18 protein-coding genes are annotated in these 17,629 nt (G+C 69.4%); 11 read left to right on the forward strand and 7 right to left on the reverse strand.

Annotated elements, in window-relative coordinates; translation table 11 throughout:
* The first annotated feature begins 68 nt into the window (after window positions 1-68).
* On the forward strand, window positions 69-1,346 hold the full coding sequence (locus tag ACFWNN_RS31555; RefSeq protein ID WP_382443579.1) for a serine/threonine-protein kinase: 1,278 nt from the start codon (window positions 69-71) through the stop codon (window positions 1,344-1,346).
* Here the strand turns inward: ACFWNN_RS31555 and ACFWNN_RS31560 are convergent.
* The 4 genes from ACFWNN_RS31560 to ACFWNN_RS31575 all read right to left on the reverse strand — a co-directional run bounded on the left by ACFWNN_RS31560 (window position 1,337) and on the right by ACFWNN_RS31575 (window position 4,926).
* Window positions 1,337-1,939, reverse strand: coding sequence for a VOC family protein (locus ACFWNN_RS31560; RefSeq protein ID WP_382443580.1), 603 nt, complete (start codon window positions 1,937-1,939; stop codon window positions 1,337-1,339). The genes ACFWNN_RS31555 and ACFWNN_RS31560 overlap by 10 nt on opposite strands.
* A 43-nt stretch (window positions 1,940-1,982) precedes the next feature.
* The gene (locus ACFWNN_RS31565; protein WP_382443581.1) at window positions 1,983-2,648 is read right to left on the reverse strand and encodes an HAD family hydrolase; all 666 of its coding nucleotides are present in this window, start codon (window positions 2,646-2,648) and stop codon (window positions 1,983-1,985) included.
* A gap of 21 nt (window positions 2,649-2,669) precedes the next feature.
* Complete coding sequence (locus tag ACFWNN_RS31570) at window positions 2,670-3,968, reverse strand: wax ester/triacylglycerol synthase family O-acyltransferase (RefSeq protein ID WP_382443582.1); 1,299 nt, start codon at window positions 3,966-3,968, stop codon at window positions 2,670-2,672.
* A gap of 61 nt (window positions 3,969-4,029) precedes the next feature.
* The gene (locus tag ACFWNN_RS31575; protein WP_382443583.1) at window positions 4,030-4,926 is read right to left on the reverse strand and encodes an anti-sigma factor RsbA family regulatory protein; all 897 of its coding nucleotides are present in this window, start codon (window positions 4,924-4,926) and stop codon (window positions 4,030-4,032) included.
* Between the two features lie 182 nt (window positions 4,927-5,108).
* Here ACFWNN_RS31575 and ACFWNN_RS31580 point away from each other — a divergent pair, with 182 nt between their 5' ends.
* Window positions 5,109-5,846, forward strand: a complete 738-nt coding sequence (locus ACFWNN_RS31580) for an alpha/beta fold hydrolase (protein ID WP_382443584.1) — start codon at window positions 5,109-5,111, stop codon at window positions 5,844-5,846.
* On the opposite strand, the gene ACFWNN_RS31585 is transcribed toward ACFWNN_RS31580, so the two are convergent.
* Complete coding sequence (locus ACFWNN_RS31585) at window positions 5,843-6,382, reverse strand: MOSC domain-containing protein (RefSeq protein WP_382443585.1); 540 nt, start codon at window positions 6,380-6,382, stop codon at window positions 5,843-5,845. The genes ACFWNN_RS31580 and ACFWNN_RS31585 overlap by 4 nt on opposite strands.
* Before the next feature lie 264 nt (window positions 6,383-6,646).
* Between ACFWNN_RS31585 and ACFWNN_RS31590 the strand changes: the two genes are divergently transcribed.
* The 9 genes from ACFWNN_RS31590 to ACFWNN_RS31630 all read left to right on the forward strand — a co-directional run bounded on the left by ACFWNN_RS31590 (window position 6,647) and on the right by ACFWNN_RS31630 (window position 16,104).
* Entirely contained in the window at window positions 6,647-7,642 is a 996-nt protein-coding gene (locus ACFWNN_RS31590; protein WP_382443586.1) for a LacI family DNA-binding transcriptional regulator, read from the forward strand.
* Between the two features lie 115 nt (window positions 7,643-7,757).
* Window positions 7,758-9,401: an ABC transporter substrate-binding protein gene (locus ACFWNN_RS31595; RefSeq protein ID WP_382443587.1), complete on the forward strand. Its 1,644-nt coding sequence runs from the start codon at window positions 7,758-7,760 to the stop codon at window positions 9,399-9,401.
* Window positions 9,402-9,403: 2 nt separating this feature from the next.
* Entirely contained in the window at window positions 9,404-10,309 is a 906-nt protein-coding gene (locus ACFWNN_RS31600) for an ABC transporter ATP-binding protein (protein ID WP_382443588.1), read from the forward strand.
* Window positions 10,306-11,286, forward strand: coding sequence for an ABC transporter permease (locus ACFWNN_RS31605; protein ID WP_382443589.1), 981 nt, complete (start codon window positions 10,306-10,308; stop codon window positions 11,284-11,286). Before ACFWNN_RS31600 ends, ACFWNN_RS31605 begins: the two co-directional genes overlap by 4 nt.
* Before the next feature lie 3 nt (window positions 11,287-11,289).
* On the forward strand, window positions 11,290-12,108 hold the full coding sequence (locus tag ACFWNN_RS31610) for an ABC transporter permease (RefSeq protein WP_382443590.1): 819 nt from the start codon (window positions 11,290-11,292) through the stop codon (window positions 12,106-12,108).
* A complete protein-coding gene (locus ACFWNN_RS31615) occupies window positions 12,105-13,061 on the forward strand; it encodes an ABC transporter ATP-binding protein (protein WP_382443591.1) in 957 nt (318 codons plus the stop codon). The genes ACFWNN_RS31610 and ACFWNN_RS31615 overlap by 4 nt, the downstream gene beginning before the upstream one ends.
* On the forward strand, window positions 13,054-14,388 hold the full coding sequence (locus ACFWNN_RS31620) for a GH1 family beta-glucosidase (protein ID WP_382443592.1): 1,335 nt from the start codon (window positions 13,054-13,056) through the stop codon (window positions 14,386-14,388). Before ACFWNN_RS31615 ends, ACFWNN_RS31620 begins: the two co-directional genes overlap by 8 nt.
* A 249-nt stretch (window positions 14,389-14,637) precedes the next feature.
* On the forward strand, window positions 14,638-15,888 hold the full coding sequence (locus tag ACFWNN_RS31625) for a lysine N(6)-hydroxylase/L-ornithine N(5)-oxygenase family protein (protein WP_382443593.1): 1,251 nt from the start codon (window positions 14,638-14,640) through the stop codon (window positions 15,886-15,888).
* A gap of 21 nt (window positions 15,889-15,909) precedes the next feature.
* Entirely contained in the window at window positions 15,910-16,104 is a 195-nt protein-coding gene (locus ACFWNN_RS31630; RefSeq protein WP_382443594.1) for an MbtH family protein, read from the forward strand.
* Here the strand turns inward: ACFWNN_RS31630 and ACFWNN_RS31635 are convergent.
* Together ACFWNN_RS31635 and ACFWNN_RS31640 are read right to left on the reverse strand one after the other, a co-directional pair.
* On the reverse strand, window positions 16,094-16,774 hold the full coding sequence (locus tag ACFWNN_RS31635) for an SDR family oxidoreductase (RefSeq protein WP_382443595.1): 681 nt from the start codon (window positions 16,772-16,774) through the stop codon (window positions 16,094-16,096). The genes ACFWNN_RS31630 and ACFWNN_RS31635 overlap by 11 nt on opposite strands.
* Window positions 16,771-17,589 (reverse strand): hypothetical protein, encoded by an 819-nt coding sequence (locus ACFWNN_RS31640; protein ID WP_382443596.1) that lies wholly within the window; start codon window positions 17,587-17,589, stop codon window positions 16,771-16,773. Before ACFWNN_RS31640 ends, ACFWNN_RS31635 begins: the two co-directional genes overlap by 4 nt.
* Window positions 17,590-17,629: the final 40 nt, after the last annotated feature.

Genomic DNA, 17,629 nt, shown 5'->3' on the forward strand with positions numbered 1-17,629 from the left:
GTACGGCCGGGTGGCACGAATTCCAGGCGACCCGTTAGTTTTGCTGCTGCGCGACGGAGCGGAGGCCCATGAGCGAGCGCTGGGACGGTGACCTGACGGGCGAAGTGGTCGACGACCGCTACGTGATCGGCTCACTGCTCGGCTCAGGTGGCATGGCCGAGGTGTACCGCGCGTACGACAGATCGTCCGAGTCCTCGGTCGCCGTGAAGATCTTCACCGGCCCCGGCCTGCCCGACGACGAGCTGCGCCTGCAACGCGAGGCGTCGATGCTGTCCGCGCTGGACTGCCCCGGCATCATCCCGGTCTACGCCTCGGGTTCCGTCTCGCGCCGCCCGTACTACGTGATGCGCGAGATCCCCGGCGGCACCCTGCGCCAGCGCATGCGCGAACCCCTGCCGCCGCGATTCGTGGCGCTCATCGGCGGGCAGATCGCCTCGGTGCTGGACCACGTGCACGGGCTCGGCGTCGTGCACCGCGACATCAAGCCGTCGAACATCCTGATCGACGACGAGGAGAAGCAGGCCTACCTGGCGGACTTCGGCCTCGCCCTGGTAGCCGAGGTCACGCGCGTGACCACCTCCGGCGTGCTGGTCGGCACCGCCGGCTACCTGTCGCCGGAACAGGTGCGAGGCACCGAGGTGGGCCCCGCGGCCGACGTGTACTCGCTCGGGCTGGTGCTGCTGGAGTGCCTTACCGGGCGGAGCGAGTACCCCGGCGGCGACGCCGAGGCGGCACTCGCCCGGCTGGCCCGCTCTCCGCGCATCCCCATCGACCTGCCGCTGGCGTGGTCGTCGTTGCTGTCGGCGATGACGGACATGGACCCGGCGGCCCGTCCCACGGCTGCCCAGTGCGCCCGCTCGCTTAGCGCCGCCTTCGAGGCCAGCCGCGGGCTGCCGGCGTTGCTGGTGGACGCGCCCGTCGCCGAGCCCGCAGTGCCTGCGGCGCCTCTCGTACCTGAGCCTCGGTCCCGGCGGGGCAAGCGCTTGGCGATCGCGGCGGCCGCGGTGGCGGCGACCGCCGTGGCCGTGGTGGTGGCGAACTTCTCCGGCGGGTCCGAGGCGCCGGCCGCGGACCGGCCCGTGGTGCCGGACGCGCGCACGCACGTCGTGACGGTGACGCCGTCGACGGTGACCGTGGTGCAGACCGCGGACGGGTCGGAGACCGGGGAGGCGCCGGGCGTGCCCGGTGCGCCGCAGCCCGGGGCCGGGGCGGAGTCGTCGGCGTCGGTGGAGACGACGGAGGCGGAGGGGACGGGCGAGCCGACGAAGACGAAGAAGGAGAAGAAGAAGGAACGCAAGAACTCTTCTGAGGCTTCGACCCCTTCGCTCGCGCCCACTCAGCCGTAGAGCAGGACGCTCAGTCCTTCGGGGCTGGTCAGGCGCTGGACTTCGGTGCCGTCACCGATCTTGATCGCCGGTTCCCACACCGGGGGTGTGCCGGCCTGCCGGAACTCCGCGTTGAACAGGGGCCGACCGGTGGTCTGCTCGTAGAAGTCGCAGGCGTCCTCGGGCTTGGCGCAGGCCAGGACCACGCGCTGAGGGGCGTTGAGCACGGTGTGCGGGAACGTCCACCCTTCGAACCCCTTGCGCTCCCACAGGGAGAAGGCGGCGCCGAACGGATCGACCAACGTCGCGACGCGCCCCAGAGGGCCCGCGTCGAAAGGCGGGACGACCAGGCGCGCGCCGAGGGAAACGGCCAGTTCCGTGCGGCGGTCCGCGTCTTCCGCCTCCAGGTAGAGGGCGATGTGCGGGGGTGTGCCCGGCGGGTAGAACGGGTTCGAGAGGTCGCTCACCCCGCCGATCAGGTGGCCGTCGACCGTGATCGTGGTGGTCCTGCGCCAGTCGGTCTCGTCCGTCAGGAACTCCCAGCCCAGGGCTGCGGCGAAGAACTCGGCGGTGGCGGGGACGTCGTGGGTCTTGAGGTCCATCCAGGAGAACATGCGGTGTGGGTATCGATCAGCCGGACGTTCCCGCAACGGATTTTCAGGCGTTCGGGTCGTCCACCGGCCCGAACGGCAGGTCCGCGAGTTCCGCCCTCAGCGAGTCCAGGTCCGCGTGCACGGCGGAAGCCCCGCGGTCGATCAGCTCGTCCTCGCTGAACCCACCCGTCAGCAGCCCGACCGACGGCAACCCGGCCCGCCCGGCCGCCTCGCAGTCCCACACCGAGTCGCCCACGACGACCGCCCTCGACCCCTGCACCTTCCGCAGCGCGACGGCGATCAGGTCCGGCGCCGGCTTGCTGGCGTCCACGTCGTCGGACGTGGTCCAGGCGACGTCGCCGGGGTCGATCAGCTTCAGGTAGTGCTCGACGTGCTTGCTCTTGCCCGAGCTGGCCAGGACGACGGCCAGGTCGAGGTCCAGGGCGGCGCGGACCAGGCGGTGCGCGCCCTCGAGCGGCTGGATCTCCGGCAGCATCGCGTCGAAGTGGCGTTCCCAGGCGGCGCGCAGGTCGTCGCCGTGGTCCTGTTCCACCCCGTCGCCCGCGACGGCGGCGACGAGCTTGTCGCCGCCCATGCCGATGGCCCGGTGCACCTGCCAGCCCGGCACGGTGACGCCCGCGTCGGAGAACGCGCGCAGCCACGCCACCGTGTGGTGGTAGTTGGTGTCGACCAGGGTTCCGTCCACGTCGAGGACCAGGGTGTTGCTCATGGGGCAGGTTTGCCCGTGCCTCTACCTCGGCAAACCCACCAGCTCGCGGGTCTCCTGCAGTGCCGCGAGCTCGCGGCGCAGCACTCCGTCGAGCCAGGTGGCGTCCGACATCCACGACTGGTTGGTGTTGAGACAGACGTGCACGGCGTTGCGGTACACCGAAAGCGCGATGCCCACGGCGTGGCCCGGGGCTACGGGGGCCACCGGGTACAGCTCGCACAGCGCGGCGCCGTCCAGGGACAGCGGCACGGACGGCAGCGGGACGGACGTGACCAGCGTGTCGAACAGCAGCGGGGCGCAGCGGCCCATCACCGGCGCGGCCAGGCGGTGCACGAGCGGCGGGACTCGGTCGGCGAGCAGGGGCAACGCGCCGGCGCCCCGGTCCGGGCCCGCCGCCTTGGCCGACTCCATCTGCTCGCGCACGGACCGCAGGCGGTCGACCGGGTCGGCCAGGCCGACCGGCAGGGACACCAGGAAGCCCGAGATCTGGTTGCCCGAGGCGCCGTCGCCGGAGCGTGAGCGCTGGTTAACCGGGATCAGGGCGCGGACGACGGAGTCCGGGCCCGCGCTGCCGTGCGCGGAAAGCCAGTGGCGCAAGGCACCTGTGACGAGCGCGAGCATGACGTCGTTCACAGTGCCGCCGTGGGCCCGCCGGATTCGGTGCACGTCCGGGAGATCCACGCGGGACATCACCACGCGGCGTGGCCGGGTGGACGCGGTGAGCACCGGCGAGTTCAGCGTCGGCGGGCGGGTGTTCATCAGGACCGACGACGCGATGTCGAAGGTGTCCTTGATGCCGCGCAGCGTCGGGAGGGACGGCAGCAACGACCGCGACGGCTCTGCCGAAGCGTCCGGAATGGACAGCCGGGACGGGTCGAAGAGCTGAATCCCCAGGCCAACGGCCTTCATGCCGTCGCACAACGAGTGGTGCAGCTTCGCCACGACGGCGAACCGGCCACCCGCCAGGCCCGTGATCACGTGCAGCTCCCACGGCGGGCGCGCCAGGTCGAGCGGCTGCGCCATGAGGTGCGACACCAGCGTGGCGAAGCGGTCGCGGCCGCGCACGTGGTGCGTGAAGACGTGGTCCTCCGGCGCGAAACCGGGGTCTTCCACCCAGCGCGCGCCGCCCAGCAGCGACGACCGCGCGCGCTGGCGCAGTCGCGGAATCTCTTGCGCCCGTTCGCAGAGGACGGCGGCGATGCGGGCCGGATGCACCGGAGTGGACGGTGCGAAGGTCGCGACCGCGCCGAGGTGCAACGGATTGGTGTCGCCCTCCATTGCGAGGAAGGCGATGTCGAGGGGGGAGAGGTGGTCTGTCATAGCTGTGCAAGGAAAACAGGTCGGCGTGACAAGCGCATTGCGATGAGATGGCGGTGACTCCCTACCGCCCCAAGTACACTCGAACGGTGGTACCGCTGTGACTCGTGTGGGTGCGAACCAGGTCACACAAGAGGTTCACCATCACGATCCCGAAGCCCGAGAGACCCGTGAACGACGGCGGGAAACCGGCGCCCGTGTCACTCACCTCGCAGACCGCCGTGTCGCCCTCGCGCCACATCCGCAGCACCCCGCGGCCCGACGCGTGCAGGATGCTGTTGGTCGCGAGCTCGTTCACGGCCAGCACCAGGTCCTCGCACTGCTCGCGGCGCAACCAGTGCGCGTGCCGCGTCACCAGCCGCCGCATGTGCGCGAGCGTCCCGACGGTGAACGGGTGCTCCTCGCGGTCGGGCGGCGGCGGAGGCAACGGCACGTTGTAGATGTCGGAGAGCCCGGTCGGGTCGGTGTACCACTCGCTCGCCACCCGCCGCTCGCCGTCGATCACCACCGGATGCGTGCGCCGCGCGTCCTCCAGCACGTGCCCCGGTAGCGCCGACGCGTCGTACGGGCAGAGGATCACGCCGGCGCGGCCCTCGAAGGCCGTGTTGATCAACGCCTCGTGCTGCACGCACGCCGGGTACTCCAGGTCGGTGCGGCCGGGCCACATCGGCTCGCCGACCATCCGGAACCGCCGCCGCGTGCCCGCGCTGAACGCCATCAGCACACCGGGGATGATCCGGCCGGGGTTGCGGCCCGCCTCCGTCATGTCGATGAAGTGCACCTGGTCCGCCTGCCCGCCCAGCCGGTCGCGCAACGGCCCGATGCTCGCCTCCGGCACCGCCACCAGCACCGGCTCGTCGTTGTCGACGCCGTCCGCCACGAATCTCGCCGTACCGGAGAGGAACGCGTCCTCGTCGCGGTAGAAGAGGGCTTCGTGAGCGAACGGGGCAACGGAGTTCATCGGCTTCCCGGTGAGGTCGGCGGCTGCGGCAGGTCACCATTCTGCTACCCGTAACGGTGTTTCGGCGGGGGCCAGGCCGGTGGTTGTCGACGAGCGTGAACGCGGGAACGCGATTCATCGTGCACAAGGGCAAAAGCCCAGGCAGACTCGCGGATGTCGGGGCCTTGCGAGGAGGTGACGCCGTGCTCGCGCACCACACGCTGACCGGGCCGGAGGACGCGCCGGTGCTGGTGCTCGGCAACGCGCTCGGCACGACGACCGAGCTGTGGCGCGACTTCTCCCTGCCGTTCCGGCTGCTGCGCTTCGACCACCGCGGCCACGGCCTGACCCCCGCCGTCCCCGGCCCGTGCGCGATCGAGGACCTCGCGCGGGACGTGCTGGAACTGCTGGACCACCTGGAGCTGCGCCAGGTGCACTACTGCGGTGTGTCGCTCGGCGGCATGGTCGGCATGTGGCTCGCCGCGCACACCGACCGGATCTCCAAGCTGGCGCTCGTCTGCACCACCGCGTACGTGCCGGACAAGGCGCGGCTCGACGACCGGATCGCGCGGCTGCGCGACGGTGGCATGGAGGCCGTCGCGGACCGGGTCGTCGAACGCTGGTTCACGCCGCTCTGCCCACCGGAGGTCGTCGCGGCCCATCGCGCGGAACTGCTGAAGGTCGACCTGCCGACGTACCTCGCGTGCGTCGAGGGCGTGCGGGACATGGACCTGCGCCCGGATCTCGCCAAGGTCGACGCGCCGACCGTCGTGATCGCCGCCGCCCAGGACCACGCGACGCCCACGGAGCTGGTCCGGAAGATCGCGGACGAGCTGCCGGACTCCGAGCTCTACGTGGTCGGCGACGCGGCGCACCTGGCGGTCGTCGAGGCCCCGAGAACGATCTCGGTCATCCTCGACGACCACTTCGGCAACGACTAGACCTTCTCCAGTGGACGGTGCGGCAGCGCCGGCAGTTCGACGCGGATCTCGTCACCCGGCCGCACGACCCCGCCGACGAGCACGACCGACATGATCCCCGCGCGGCGCACGAGTTCGCCGGCGTCGTCGCGCCCCACGACCTCCTTGAGCAGTCCCTTCGAGAACCCGTCGATCTGCAGGCACGGGTTGCGCAGCCCGGTCACCTCGACCACGGCCTCGGAACCCAGGCGCAGCACCGTTCCCGTCGGCAGGCCGAGCAGGTCGATCCCTCGCGTGGTGACGTTCTCGCCGATCTGGCCGGGCTCCACCGCGAAGCCCTTCTCACGCAGCTCGTCGAAGAGCTCCGCGTGCATCAGGTGCACCTGACGCAGGTTCGGCTGGGTCGGGTCCTGGGCCACGCGCGACCGGTGTTTCACCGTCACGCCCTGGTGGACGTCGCCCTCGACGCCGAGACCGGCGAGCAGTGTGATGCACTCGCGTTGCGGCTTCGTGAACGTGTACTCCTCGTTGCGGCACACCGCTGTAACAACCCCCATGGCACCCATCATGCACGAACTGTTGAGACGCTGGGGGTGGGCCGAACGGCGGAGTGAAACACGGACGGACGAATCGATCAAGGTATCTCAATTCGAGTCACCCGATGGTGTCCTACCTGCATCGATGCACCTGTACGTGGAAACGCTCTCACGAACTTCCGGCAAGAGTCTTGACTAAAGCTCACCTCACGCTGTTGACTCCGTCACACCTCGTCGGAACCGGTTACGGAACCGGTTTCAGGAGGCGGCGGAAGGAAGTTCGGCATGCGTGTCACGATCGCAGAGGTCGCCCAACGCGCCCAGGTGTCCAAAGCGACCGTGTCACGTGTGCTGAACGGTAAGCCGGACGTGGACGCCTCGACCGCCCAACGCGTTCGCAAGGTCATCGACGAGATCGGGTACGTGCCCAGCGCACGCGCCGTCGGTCTGGCGCGGGGTCGCACCCGCACGGTCGCGATGCTCGCGCCGTCGCTCACCTGGCCGTGGATGGGCGAGGTGCTGCAGGGCATCGTCGACACGCTCGAAGCGGACGGGTACGGGCTGCTGCTCTACACCCTGAACCGGGGTCCCGAGTCGCTGAACCAGTTCGCGAACCACGTGTCCGCCAACGCTTTCGACGGCCTGCTGGTCGTCGAGCCGCCGGACGCGCTGCACTACATCTCCACGCTCTACCGGGCGGGCCTGCCGGTCGTCATGATCGACGACCGCGGCTCGCACCCGGAGTTCCCTTCGGTGACGACGACGAACCGGCAGGGAGGCGCGGATGTCGCGAGGCATCTCGTCGCGGCAGGCCGCCGCAGGTTCGCCGTCGTCACCGGACCACCGCACTTCGGGTGCACTCAGGCGAGGCTGGACGGGTTCCGGCTCGCTTTGGCGGAAGCGGGCCTGACGCTGCACCCGGACCTCGTCGTCGATGGCGACTTCACCACGGAAGGTGGTGAGGTCGCCGTGGACAAGCTCGTCGCAAGTGGAATCCCCTTCGACGCGATCTTCGCGCAGAACGACCTCTCGGCGGTCGGTGTGCTGCGAGCACTGCGCGAATCCGGCCGGACCGTCCCCGACGACGTGTCCGTGGTCGGTTTCGACGACGTCCCGGTCGCGGGACACACCGAACCTCGGCTGACGACGATCCGCCAGCCGCTGCAGGAGATGGGTGCCGCCGCCGCGCGGATGCTGCTCTCCACGCTCGAGGGACAGCCCATGCCCGACCACCCGCTGGTGCTGCCGACCTCGTTGATCGTGCGCGAATCCGCGCCCTAGCAAACCCGCTCCACCACAACCGAAGAGAACCCGCCAGGCGACCGCATGCCGTCTGGCGAGTTCGCCGTACGCATGAGAGAGCGCTCTCATGCTTGTCGTATCGGGAGATTCCCCCATGCGCAGAACAATCATCGTCGCGTTAGCACTGGCGCTCGCGGCGACGGGTTGCTCCTCCGGTGGTGCCTCGAAGGCCACCGGCGTGCTGACCGTCGGCATGCCCAACGGGCCGCTGACCGAGAACCACAACCCGTTCCTGCCCACGTCGGCGGCGGGTTCGCTGGGGTACCGGTACCAGATCTACGAGCCGCTGGCGTTCGTGAACAACACGCGTCCGGCCCAGGACCCGGTGCCGTGGCTCGCCACGAAGTGGGACTGGACGCCCGACTACAAGAAGGTCACCTTCACGATCCGGGAGAACGTGAAGTGGTCCGACGGCAAGCCGCTCACGGCCGCTGACGTCGCCTTCTCGTACGAGATCCTGAAGAAGTGGCCCGCGCTCAACAACCGCGACTCGCTCAAGGTCGAGACCGCCACGGCCACGCCGGACGGCAAGGTCGAGGTCTCGTTCGCGAGCCCGCAGTTCGTGAACCGCAACAAGGTCATCAGCGCGATGGTGATTCCGGAGCACGTCTGGAGCACCGTCCAGGACCCGACGACCTACACGAACCCGAAGCCCGTCGGCACCGGTCCGTACGAGCTGAAGTCGTTCACCTCGCAGACCGTCACGATCGCGCGGCGCGCGGAGTACTGGCAGGAACTGCCCAAGGTTCCGGAGATCCAGTACACCTCGTACAACGACAACACGGCGCAGACCACCGCGCTGGCGTCCGGTGCGAGCCAGTGGTCGTACGTCTTCATCCCGGACTACCAAAAGCTGTACGTCGACAAGGACCCGGCGAACCACAAGCTCTGGTTCCCGGCCGGTCTCGGCATCCACGGCCTGTGGCTGAACACGACCGTCGCGCCGTTCGACAACCCCGCGCTGCGCTCGGCGATGTCCGACGTGATCGACCGCGAGGCGATCTTCGTCAAGGGTGAGGCCCGCCTGTTCCCGAAGCTCGAGTCGAAGACCGGCATGCCGCTGCCCGCCGGTGACTCGTTCCTCGCGCCGGAGTACAAGGACGCGAAGTTCAAGATCGACGTCGAGGGCGCGAAGACCAAGCTCACGGCCGCCGGCTTCAAGTACGCGGGCGACGTGCTCCAGGCGCCGGACGGCAAGCCCGTCACGATCGAGCTCACGAACCCGTCCGGCTGGTCGGACTACCTGACGGTGCTCGACATCATCAAGGGCGACCTGAAGAAGATCGGCATCGAGGCGACCGTGCGCACGCAGACCGCGGACGCGTGGACGACCGACTTCGCCAACGGCGCGTTCCAGGGCTCGCTGCGCTGGACCAACACCGGTGCCACGCCGTACGAGATGTACCAGAACATCATGGACGGCGCGGAGATCAAGCCGATGGGGCAGACGGCAGCCGTGAACTTCGGCCGCTACAACAACCCCGAGGCGACGACGGCGCTGGCCGAGTACGCGAACGCGGCCGACGACGCGGCGCGGGCCAAGGCCCTCGCGGTGCTGCAGAAGATCATGGTCGAGCAGGTGCCGATGATCCCGACCTCCGCCGGCCCGATCGGTGCGGAGTACAGCACGAAGAACTGGGTCGGCTGGCCTTCCGAGGAGGACCCGTACGGTCCGCCGCAGGCCACCCTGCCGAACGCTCTCCAGATCGTCATGAAGCTGAAGCCCGCGGGAAGCTAGCAATGAACGAAGTCGCGCTTGAAGCGAAGGGTCTGGTCAAGACCTACAAGCGCGTGCGCGCGGTGCAGGACGTCTCCATCGTCCTGCGCCGCGGGCGCGTGACCGCCCTCGTCGGCGAGTCCGGATCCGGCAAGTCGACGGTGGCGAAGCTGCTCGCGCGGCTCGTGGACCCCACCTCCGGCGAGATCCTGCTGGACGGCGAGAAGGTGCGGAGGGTCCGGGAGTACCGGCGCAAGGTCCAGATGGTGTTCCAGGACCCCTTCGCATCGCTCAACCCGATCCACACGATCCGCTACCACCTCACCCGGCCGCTCAAGATCCACAAGCGGTCGGAGACGGTGGAGGAGCTGCTCGAGAGGGTGAACCTGCCGGCGGACTTCGCCGGCAGGTACCCGCACGAGCTCTCGGGCGGGCAACGGCAGCGCGTGGCGATCGCCCGCGCGCTCGCCGCGCACCCCGAGGTGCTCCTGGCCGACGAGCCGGTGTCCATGTTGGACGTCTCCATCCGGCTCGGCGTGCTGAACCTGTTGCTGGACCTCAAGGAACGGCTCAAGCTCGCCGTTCTGTACATCACGCACGACATCGCGTCGGCGCGCTACTTCGCCGACGAGACGTTCGTGATGTACGGCGGGCAGATCGTCGAGGGCGGCGACAGCGAGACCGTGACGCAGCGGCCCGCGCACCCGTACACGCAGCTGCTGATCGAGTCCGCGCCCGACCCGGAACGGTCGGTGGTCGCGCTGGACGCGCCCGCCGTGGAGTCCACGCAGGTCTCCACCGGCTGCCCGTTCGCCCCGCGCTGCCCCAAGGTGCAGGAGCGGTGCTGGACCGAGGCGCCCCCGCGCGTCGAGGTCGACTCCTACGGGCACTGGGCCGCCTGCTGGCTCTACGCGGAGGCGGCGGCATGACCTTCCTGCTCCGCCGTGCGCTGTTCTACTTGGTCACCCTGTGGGCGGCGATCACGGTCAACTTCATGCTCCCGCGCCTGCTTCCCGGCGACCCGGTGCAGGCCATGATCACCAAGCTCGGTGGCCGGCTCAACAGCGACGCGATGGCGTCGCTCTACATCCTCTTCGGGCTCGACGACAACAAGTCGATCTGGGAGCAGTACCTCGACTACTGGGGTTCGCTGTTCCGCGGCGACCTGGGGCTGTCGTTCACGTTCTTCCCGACACCGGTCGCGGACGTGCTCGCGCAGTCGATGCCGTGGACGCTCGGCCTCGTCGGCGTCACCACGATCATCGCGTTCCTGCTCGGCACCCTGCTGGGCGTCTACGCGGGCTGGAAGCGCGGCTCGTGGATGGACAACCTCATCCCGGTCACGACGTTCCTGTCGTCGATCCCGTACTTCTGGCTCGGCCTGATCGCGATCTCGCTGTTCTCCGTGACGTGGCCGCTGTTCCCGGCGGCCGGCGGGTACGCGCCGGGGCTGGTGCCGGAGTTCTCCGGCGAGTTCATCGGCAGCGTCCTGGAGCACGCCGTGCTGCCCGGCGTCACGATCGTCGTGAGCTCGGTGGCCGGCTGGATCCTCGGCATGCGCAACATGATGGTGACCGTGACGGCCGAGGACTACGTGCTCGTCGCCAGGGCCAAGGGACTCAGCCAGAAGCGGATCATGTTCGCCTACGCCGCGCGCAACGCCGTGCTGCCGTCGATCTCCGGATTCGCGCTGTCGCTCGGCTTCATCGTCGGCGGCGCACTGCTGGTCGAGATGGTGTTCTCCTACCCCGGCCTCGGCTACGTGCTGTTCCAGGGCATCGGCGGCAAGGACTACCCGTTGATGCAGGGCGTGTTCCTGGTGATCACACTGGCGGTGCTGGTGGCGAACCTGCTCGCGGACATCGGCTACCTGCTGCTGGACCCGCGCACGCGGCGGGAGGGCTGACGGATGAACTTCAAGACCAAGCTGGGCCTGGGCATCCTGGCCTTCTTCACGCTGATCGCGGTCATCGGCTCGTGGATCGCGCCGTACGACCCGTCCGCGATGAGCGACGACCTGCTGTCGCCGCCGTCGGGGGCGCACTGGTTCGGCACGACCATGACCGGGCAGGACATCTTCTCCCAGGTGCTCGTGGGCACCAGGGGAGTGATGGTCGTCGGGCTCGTCTGCGGTGTGCTCGCGACGCTGCTGTCGATCCTGGTCGGCGTCACGTCCGGGTTCCTCGGCGGCGCGGCCGACGAGGCGTTGTCCATGCTGGCCAACGTCTTCCTGGTGATCCCGGCGCTGCCGCTGATCATCATCGTGGCCTCGATGCTGCCGTCCGCGGACACCGTGCTGATCGCGGCGGTGATCTCGCTGACCGCTTGGGCGTGGGGTGCGCGTGTGCTGCGGGCGCAGACGATGTCGTTGCGCCGCAGGGACTTCGTGGAGGCCGCGCGGGCGTCCGGTGAGTCGACCTGGCGCATCATCGTGTTCGAGGTGCTGCCGAACCTGATGGCCGTGATCGCGTCCGGCTTCGTCGGCACGGTGATCTTCGCGGTCATGCTCCAGATCACCCTGTCGTTCGTCGGCGTGATCTCCCTGTCGACCTGGAACTGGGGCACGATCCTGTTCTGGGCGCAGAGCAACCAGGCGCTCGGCCTGGGCGCGTGGTGGTGGTTCGTCCCCGCCGGCCTGTGCATCGCGTTGCTGGGCACGGCGCTGGCGCTGATCAACTTCGGGATCGACGAGTACGCGAATCCCCGGCTGCGGAAGGTGCGCGCATGAGCCCGGTGCTGGAGATCCGCGATCTCTCGGTGGACTACGGCACCCTCCGTGCCGTGCACAACGTCTCGCTCACGCTGAACAAGGGCGAGGTGCTGGGCCTCGCGGGGGAGTCCGGCAGCGGCAAGTCCACTTTGGCCTACGCGGCGACCCGGTTGCTGCAACCGCCGGGGCACGTGCCGTCGGGCGAGGTGTTCTTCAGGGGCAAGGACCTCCTGTCGCTGAGCGACCGGGAGTTGCAGGTCCTGCGGTGGAGCGAGATCTCCATCGTGTTCCAGGGCGCGATGAACGCCCTGAACCCGGTGATCTCGGTCGGCACCCAGCTCGACGACGTGCTGCGTGCCCACCGGCCGCAGATGAAGAAGCCCGCACGCGTCGACCGCGCCCGCGAGCTGCTCTCGCTGGTGGGCATCCCGGTCGACCGGCTCACGGCGTACCCGCACCAGCTCTCCGGCGGCATGCGGCAGCGCGTGATGATCGCGATGGCGCTCGCGCTGGAACCCGAGATCATCATCATGGACGAGCCGACGACCGCGCTGGACGTGGTGGTGCAGCGGCAGATCCTCGGCCAGATGATGCGGTTGCGCGAGACGTTCGGCTTCTCCGTCATCTTCATCACCCACGACATCTCGCTGCTGGTCGAGTTCTCCGACCGGATCGCGATCATGTACGGCGGGCGCGTGGTCGAGGAGGCCCCGGCCGGCGAGATCTACCGGGCGGCGAAGCACCCGTACAGCAAGGGGTTGCTCGGGTCGTTCCCCGCGCTGCGCGGGCCCCGGCGTGAGCTGAAGGGCATCCCTGGCTCCCCGCCGGACCTGCGCTCGATGCCGTCCGGCTGCCCGTTCCACCCGCGCTGCCCGTCGGCGCTCGACGTGTGCGGTGAGCGGATGCCGTCGCTGGAGAACGTGGAAAAGCAGCGTCGCGTGGCCTGTTGGTTGGAGGACGTGCGTGTCTGAGGAGATCGCAGGCCTGCCAGGAGACTTCTTCTGGGGCGTGGCCACTTCGGCGTACCAGATCGAGGGCGCGTTCGACGAGGACGGGAGGACACTGTCCATCTGGGACACGTTCTCCCGTCGTCCCGGCGCCGTCGAGAACGGGGAGACCGGCGACGTCGCCTGCGATCACTACCACCGCATGCCGTCCGACGTGGCGATGATCGCCCGGCTCGGCGTGGACAAGTACCGGTTCTCCGTGTCGTGGCCGCGCATCCAGCCCGGCGGCCGCGGCCCGGTGAACGCCAAGGGCGTCGACTTCTACTCCCGGCTCGTCGACGAGCTGCTGGACAAGGGCGTCGACCCCTGGCTCACGCTCTACCACTGGGACCTGCCGCAGGAGCTGGAGGACGCGGGCGGCTGGCCGCACCGCGACACCGCCTACCGCTTCGCCGAGTTCGCCGGCCTCGTGCACGACGCGCTGGGCGACCGCGTGCCGACCTGGACGACGCTGAACGAGCCGTGGTGCTCGGCGATGCTCGGCTACGACACCGGCCGGCACGCTCCCGGCCGCACGAACTTCGCCGAGGCCATGCGCGCCACGCACCACCTGCTCCTGGCGCACGGCCTGGCCGCCCAGGAACTGCGGTCGCGCGGCGTCTCGTCGCTGGGCATCACGCTGAACCTGGGCACGCACTCGGCCGCGTCGGACGACCCGCGCGACCTCGACGCCGCCCGCCGCGCCGACGGCCTGGGCACCCGGATCTACCTGGACCCGCTGGTGCACGGCCGCTATCCCGACGACGTGCTGGCCGACATCGCCGCGCGCGGTGCCGAGATCCCGGTCCGCTCCGGCGATCTGGACATCATCGCGACCCCGCTGGACGTCCTCGGCGTGAACTACTACACCTCGCACGTGCACCGGGCGACCGACGATCCGGCCGTGACGGAGGTCGTGCCGCAGGGCCGCCCGGTCACCGCGATGGGCTGGGAGATCGTGCCGGAGGGCTTCACCTCGCTGCTGGTGCGCCTGCAGCAGGACTACGGCGTGCCGATGGTGATCACCGAGAACGGCGCCGCGTTCGACGACCTCGACGTCGAGGACGGCTACGTCGCCGACGCCGACCGCGTCTCGTACCTCCAGTCGCACATCGGTGCCGTGGCCGCCGCGGTGCGGGCCGGTGCGGACGTGCGCGGGTACCTGGCCTGGTCGTTGATGGACAACTTCGAGTGGGGCTACGGGTACGGCAAGCGGTTCGGCATCGTGCGTGTCGACTACGAGACGCAGGCGCGCACGTTGAAGCAGAGCGCGCAGTGGTACCGCGACCTGATCACCCGGTCGCGTGCGTAGTTCCGGTTCCTGATCTCCGGCCCGGCCGTTGTGGTTCTTTGCGCCCTCACAGCGGCCGGGCCGGTTCCACTTCTGCTCTGAGCAGGGCTTTCCCGGGCAAGCGAGGGTGTCGCGGCCGCATGGTCGTGCTCGACAAGGACTCGAACGGCGCTCCAGCGACGTGGATCACGTCCGAATGCACTAGCTAAGGCATACCTTAGTTAAGTTAGGGTTACTTTACGCTGTTGGGAGTGCTTGGAGAGGATCGCGATGGAACCGGTGTTAGACCTGGCCGGAATCGGCTTCGGCCCGTCCAACCTCGCTCTCGCGATCGCCGTGGAGGAGCACGAACTCCCGGTCAGAGCCCGGTTCTTCGAACGGCAGCAGCGCTTCGGCTGGCATCGGGGGATGCTGCTGGAGGACGCCACGATGCAGGTGTCGTTCCTCAAGGACCTCGTCACGTTGCGCAACCCGACCAGCGGGTTCAGCTTCCTCTGCTACCTGCGCGACCGCGGCCGGTTGATCGACTTCGTCAACCACAAGAACCTCTTCCCGCTGCGCAAGGAGTTCCACGACTACTTCGAGTGGGCGGCGGAACGGGTCGAGCACCACGTGTCGTACGGCGTGGAGGTCTCCGGCGTCCGGGCGGCCGACGAGGGCTTCGCGTTCACGGCGGGGGACCGCGAGGTCAGGGCGCGCAACCTGGTGCTCGCGACCGGCCTGGAGGCGAACCTGCCGGACGGCATCGAGGCCGGCGACCGCATCTGGCACAACAAGGACCTGCTCACGCGCGTCGACACGTTGAAGGACCCGCGCCAGGTCGTCGTGGTGGGTGCCGGTCAGAGCGCGGCCGAGGCGGTGGCGTTCTTCCACGACCGCTTCCCCGAGGCCGAGGTGCACGGCGTCTTCGCGCGCTACGGCTACAGCCCGGCCGACGACAGCTCGTTCGCCAACCGGATCTTCGACCCCGCCGCCGTGGACGACTTCTACGCCGCGCCGGAGGAGGTCAAGGCCAAGCTCATGGGCTACCACGCCAACACCAACTACGGCGTGGTCGACGGCGACCTGATCGAGGAGCTCTACCGGCGGGTCTACCGCGAGAAGGTCGTCGGCAGGCAGAGGTTGTTGCTGCACAACACCTCCAAGCTCACCGACGTGACGCCCGACGGCAAGTGCGTGGTCGAGTCGCTCGCCGACGGCGGTCAGCTGCCGATCGACGCGGACGTGATCGTCTACGCCACCGGCTACCGCCCGGCCAACCCGGTCCGGCTGCTCGGCGACCTCGCCGCCCACTGCGAACGCGACGAGCGCGGCCGGCTCAAGGTCACCCGCGACTACCGCGTCGTCACGGGCAAGGGGCTGCGCGGCGGCATCTACCTGCAGGGCGGCACCGAGCACACGCACGGCATCACGTCGTCGCTGCTGTCCAACACCGCCGTGCGCGTCGGCGAGATCCTCGACTCGGTCCTGCGCCGGGTCGCCCAGCACCACACCGAGTTCACGCTCCACGCCGTCAAGTAGTTCCAGCACGAGAGGACCGTCATGACCAACCCGTTCGAGGACCCGCAGGGCCGTTTCTTCGTGCTGGTCAACGAAGAAGAGCAGCACTCGCTGTGGCCGACGTTCGCGGAGGTGCCCGCCGGGTGGACCAAGGTGTACGGCGAGGAGAGCCGCGAGGCGTGCCTGGCGTACGTCGAGGAGAACTGGACGGACCTGCGTCCGGCCTCTATCCGCTGACGTAGTCGGCGAACGTTCGTGTTCCTACCGCACGGCCGGGAGCAACGTTCCCGCCCGCGCGGTAGGCGCGGTACGTCGCTCCAGGTGCCTTCAGCGTGACGATCTTGCGCGTCTTTCCCTTGGCTGCCAGGTACATCCGCGCGAACTCGATCGCCTCGCGGATCTCCGGCCCGCCCATCTCGGGCGCCTTGCCCGACGGCGGCGCCTGCGCCAGCGACGCCAGCTCGACCCCCACCTCGGCCTCGTCGACCGGCTGGAACCGGAACCCCGGCACGGGCATCAGCGGCAGCTTCGCCGCACCCTCGAACATCTTGTGCAGCAACGAGTGGAACTGCGTCGCCCGCAGGATCGTGCAGGGGATCCCGGAGCTGAGGATCAGCCGTTCGGCCGCGAGCTTCTGCTTGTAGTAGGGCAGCGGCACCTCGTGGCACCCCACGATCGAGATGTAGACCAGGTGCGACGGCTTCGAGGCCAGCACCGACCGCGCCATCGCCACCTCGTGCCGGAACGACGTCGCGCAGTGCACCACCACGTCGGCGCGCAGAGCGCTCAACCCCGTGCCGCGCACCAGATCCGTGCCGGAGGACCGCGACACCGACCGCGCTCCCGGCAACGCGGCGACGACGTGCCGGCCCAGCGCTCCACTGCCGCCCGTGACGACGAAGGTCATGCGTCCACCCTGGCACGGTGGTAGTAGGCCAGCACGACGGTGCCGGATACGGCGGCCACCGCGCTGATCACCAGGCCCGCCTGTGACAGGCCGCTCATGCCGGAGCCCTCGCCGAGCAGCTTGATGCCGATCCACGCGGCCACGATCGGGTTGACCACGGTCTGGCCGGCCACGACGAGGTCGGGCGGCCCGGCGGCGTAGCCGAGCTGGATGAACCACGCCCCGGTCAGGAACGCGACGGCGAGCGCGCCGAGGGAGACCCACTCGATCTCGGGCAACGCCGTGGTGACGTCCCTGACCAGCACCGCGACCAGGCCGTACAGGATGCCGGCGCCGACCGCGAGCGACAGCGCGCGCACGGTGTCCGCGGTGAAGGTGGCCGCCACGACGCACACCAGCACGCCCGCGACCACGAGCTGCCCGGCCTGCAACGCCACGTTCGGCGACACCTGCGTCGGCACCGCCTCGCCCGCCGTGATCGACACGAACACCACGATCCCGGCCGTCGCCACCACGACCGCGACGGCGAGCATGCCGGTGAGCTTCCTGGCCCGCGCGACCGCGATGATCGGGATGGCCAGCGCGTTCAGCGGCGCGACCACCGACACCGGGGCCAGTGCCAGCGCCACGATCTGCAGCACCGCGCACGCGAAGAGGACCAGGAACCCGGAGACCCACCGCCGTGACCGCACGAGCTGGTGTGCCGAGGTCAGCTTGAGTCCTGGCAGCTCACGCACGCCGGCGTGCTGCCACATCGCGCCGAGGGCACTGCACCCGGCCGCGAGCACCGCGCACAGAATCGCGACCCCGACCACGTGGCCAATGCTACCTCGCCACTGCTATGGTTCATTACAT

The organism is Lentzea sp. NPDC058450 (assembly GCF_042721395.1).
Taxonomy (GTDB): Bacteria; Actinomycetota; Actinomycetes; order Mycobacteriales; family Pseudonocardiaceae; genus Lentzea.

Excerpts from the sequence above, each read along its gene's own strand:
- ACFWNN_RS31615 (WP_382443591.1), top strand. The coding sequence starts at position 12,105 with ATGAGCCCGGTGCTGGAGATCCGCGATCTCTCGGTGGACTACGGCACC.
- ACFWNN_RS31570 (WP_382443582.1), bottom strand. The coding sequence starts at position 3,968 with ATGACAGACCACCTCTCCCCCCTCGACATCGCCTTCCTCGCAATGGAG.
- ACFWNN_RS31565 (WP_382443581.1), bottom strand. The coding sequence starts at position 2,648 with ATGAGCAACACCCTGGTCCTCGACGTGGACGGAACCCTGGTCGACACC.
- ACFWNN_RS31635 (WP_382443595.1), bottom strand. The coding sequence starts at position 16,774 with ATGACCTTCGTCGTCACGGGCGGCAGTGGAGCGCTGGGCCGGCACGTC.
- ACFWNN_RS31630 (WP_382443594.1), top strand. The coding sequence starts at position 15,910 with ATGACCAACCCGTTCGAGGACCCGCAGGGCCGTTTCTTCGTGCTGGTC.
- ACFWNN_RS31585 (WP_382443585.1), bottom strand. The coding sequence starts at position 6,382 with ATGGGGGTTGTTACAGCGGTGTGCCGCAACGAGGAGTACACGTTCACG.
- ACFWNN_RS31590 (WP_382443586.1), top strand. The coding sequence starts at position 6,647 with ATGCGTGTCACGATCGCAGAGGTCGCCCAACGCGCCCAGGTGTCCAAA.
- ACFWNN_RS31600 (WP_382443588.1), top strand. The coding sequence starts at position 9,404 with ATGAACGAAGTCGCGCTTGAAGCGAAGGGTCTGGTCAAGACCTACAAG.
- ACFWNN_RS31595 (WP_382443587.1), top strand. The coding sequence starts at position 7,758 with ATGCGCAGAACAATCATCGTCGCGTTAGCACTGGCGCTCGCGGCGACG.
- ACFWNN_RS31625 (WP_382443593.1), top strand. The coding sequence starts at position 14,638 with ATGGAACCGGTGTTAGACCTGGCCGGAATCGGCTTCGGCCCGTCCAAC.
- ACFWNN_RS31575 (WP_382443583.1), bottom strand. The coding sequence starts at position 4,926 with ATGAACTCCGTTGCCCCGTTCGCTCACGAAGCCCTCTTCTACCGCGAC.
- ACFWNN_RS31610 (WP_382443590.1), top strand. The coding sequence starts at position 11,290 with ATGAACTTCAAGACCAAGCTGGGCCTGGGCATCCTGGCCTTCTTCACG.
- ACFWNN_RS31560 (WP_382443580.1), bottom strand. The coding sequence starts at position 1,939 with ATGTTCTCCTGGATGGACCTCAAGACCCACGACGTCCCCGCCACCGCC.
- ACFWNN_RS31555 (WP_382443579.1), top strand. The coding sequence starts at position 69 with ATGAGCGAGCGCTGGGACGGTGACCTGACGGGCGAAGTGGTCGACGAC.
- ACFWNN_RS31605 (WP_382443589.1), top strand. The coding sequence starts at position 10,306 with ATGACCTTCCTGCTCCGCCGTGCGCTGTTCTACTTGGTCACCCTGTGG.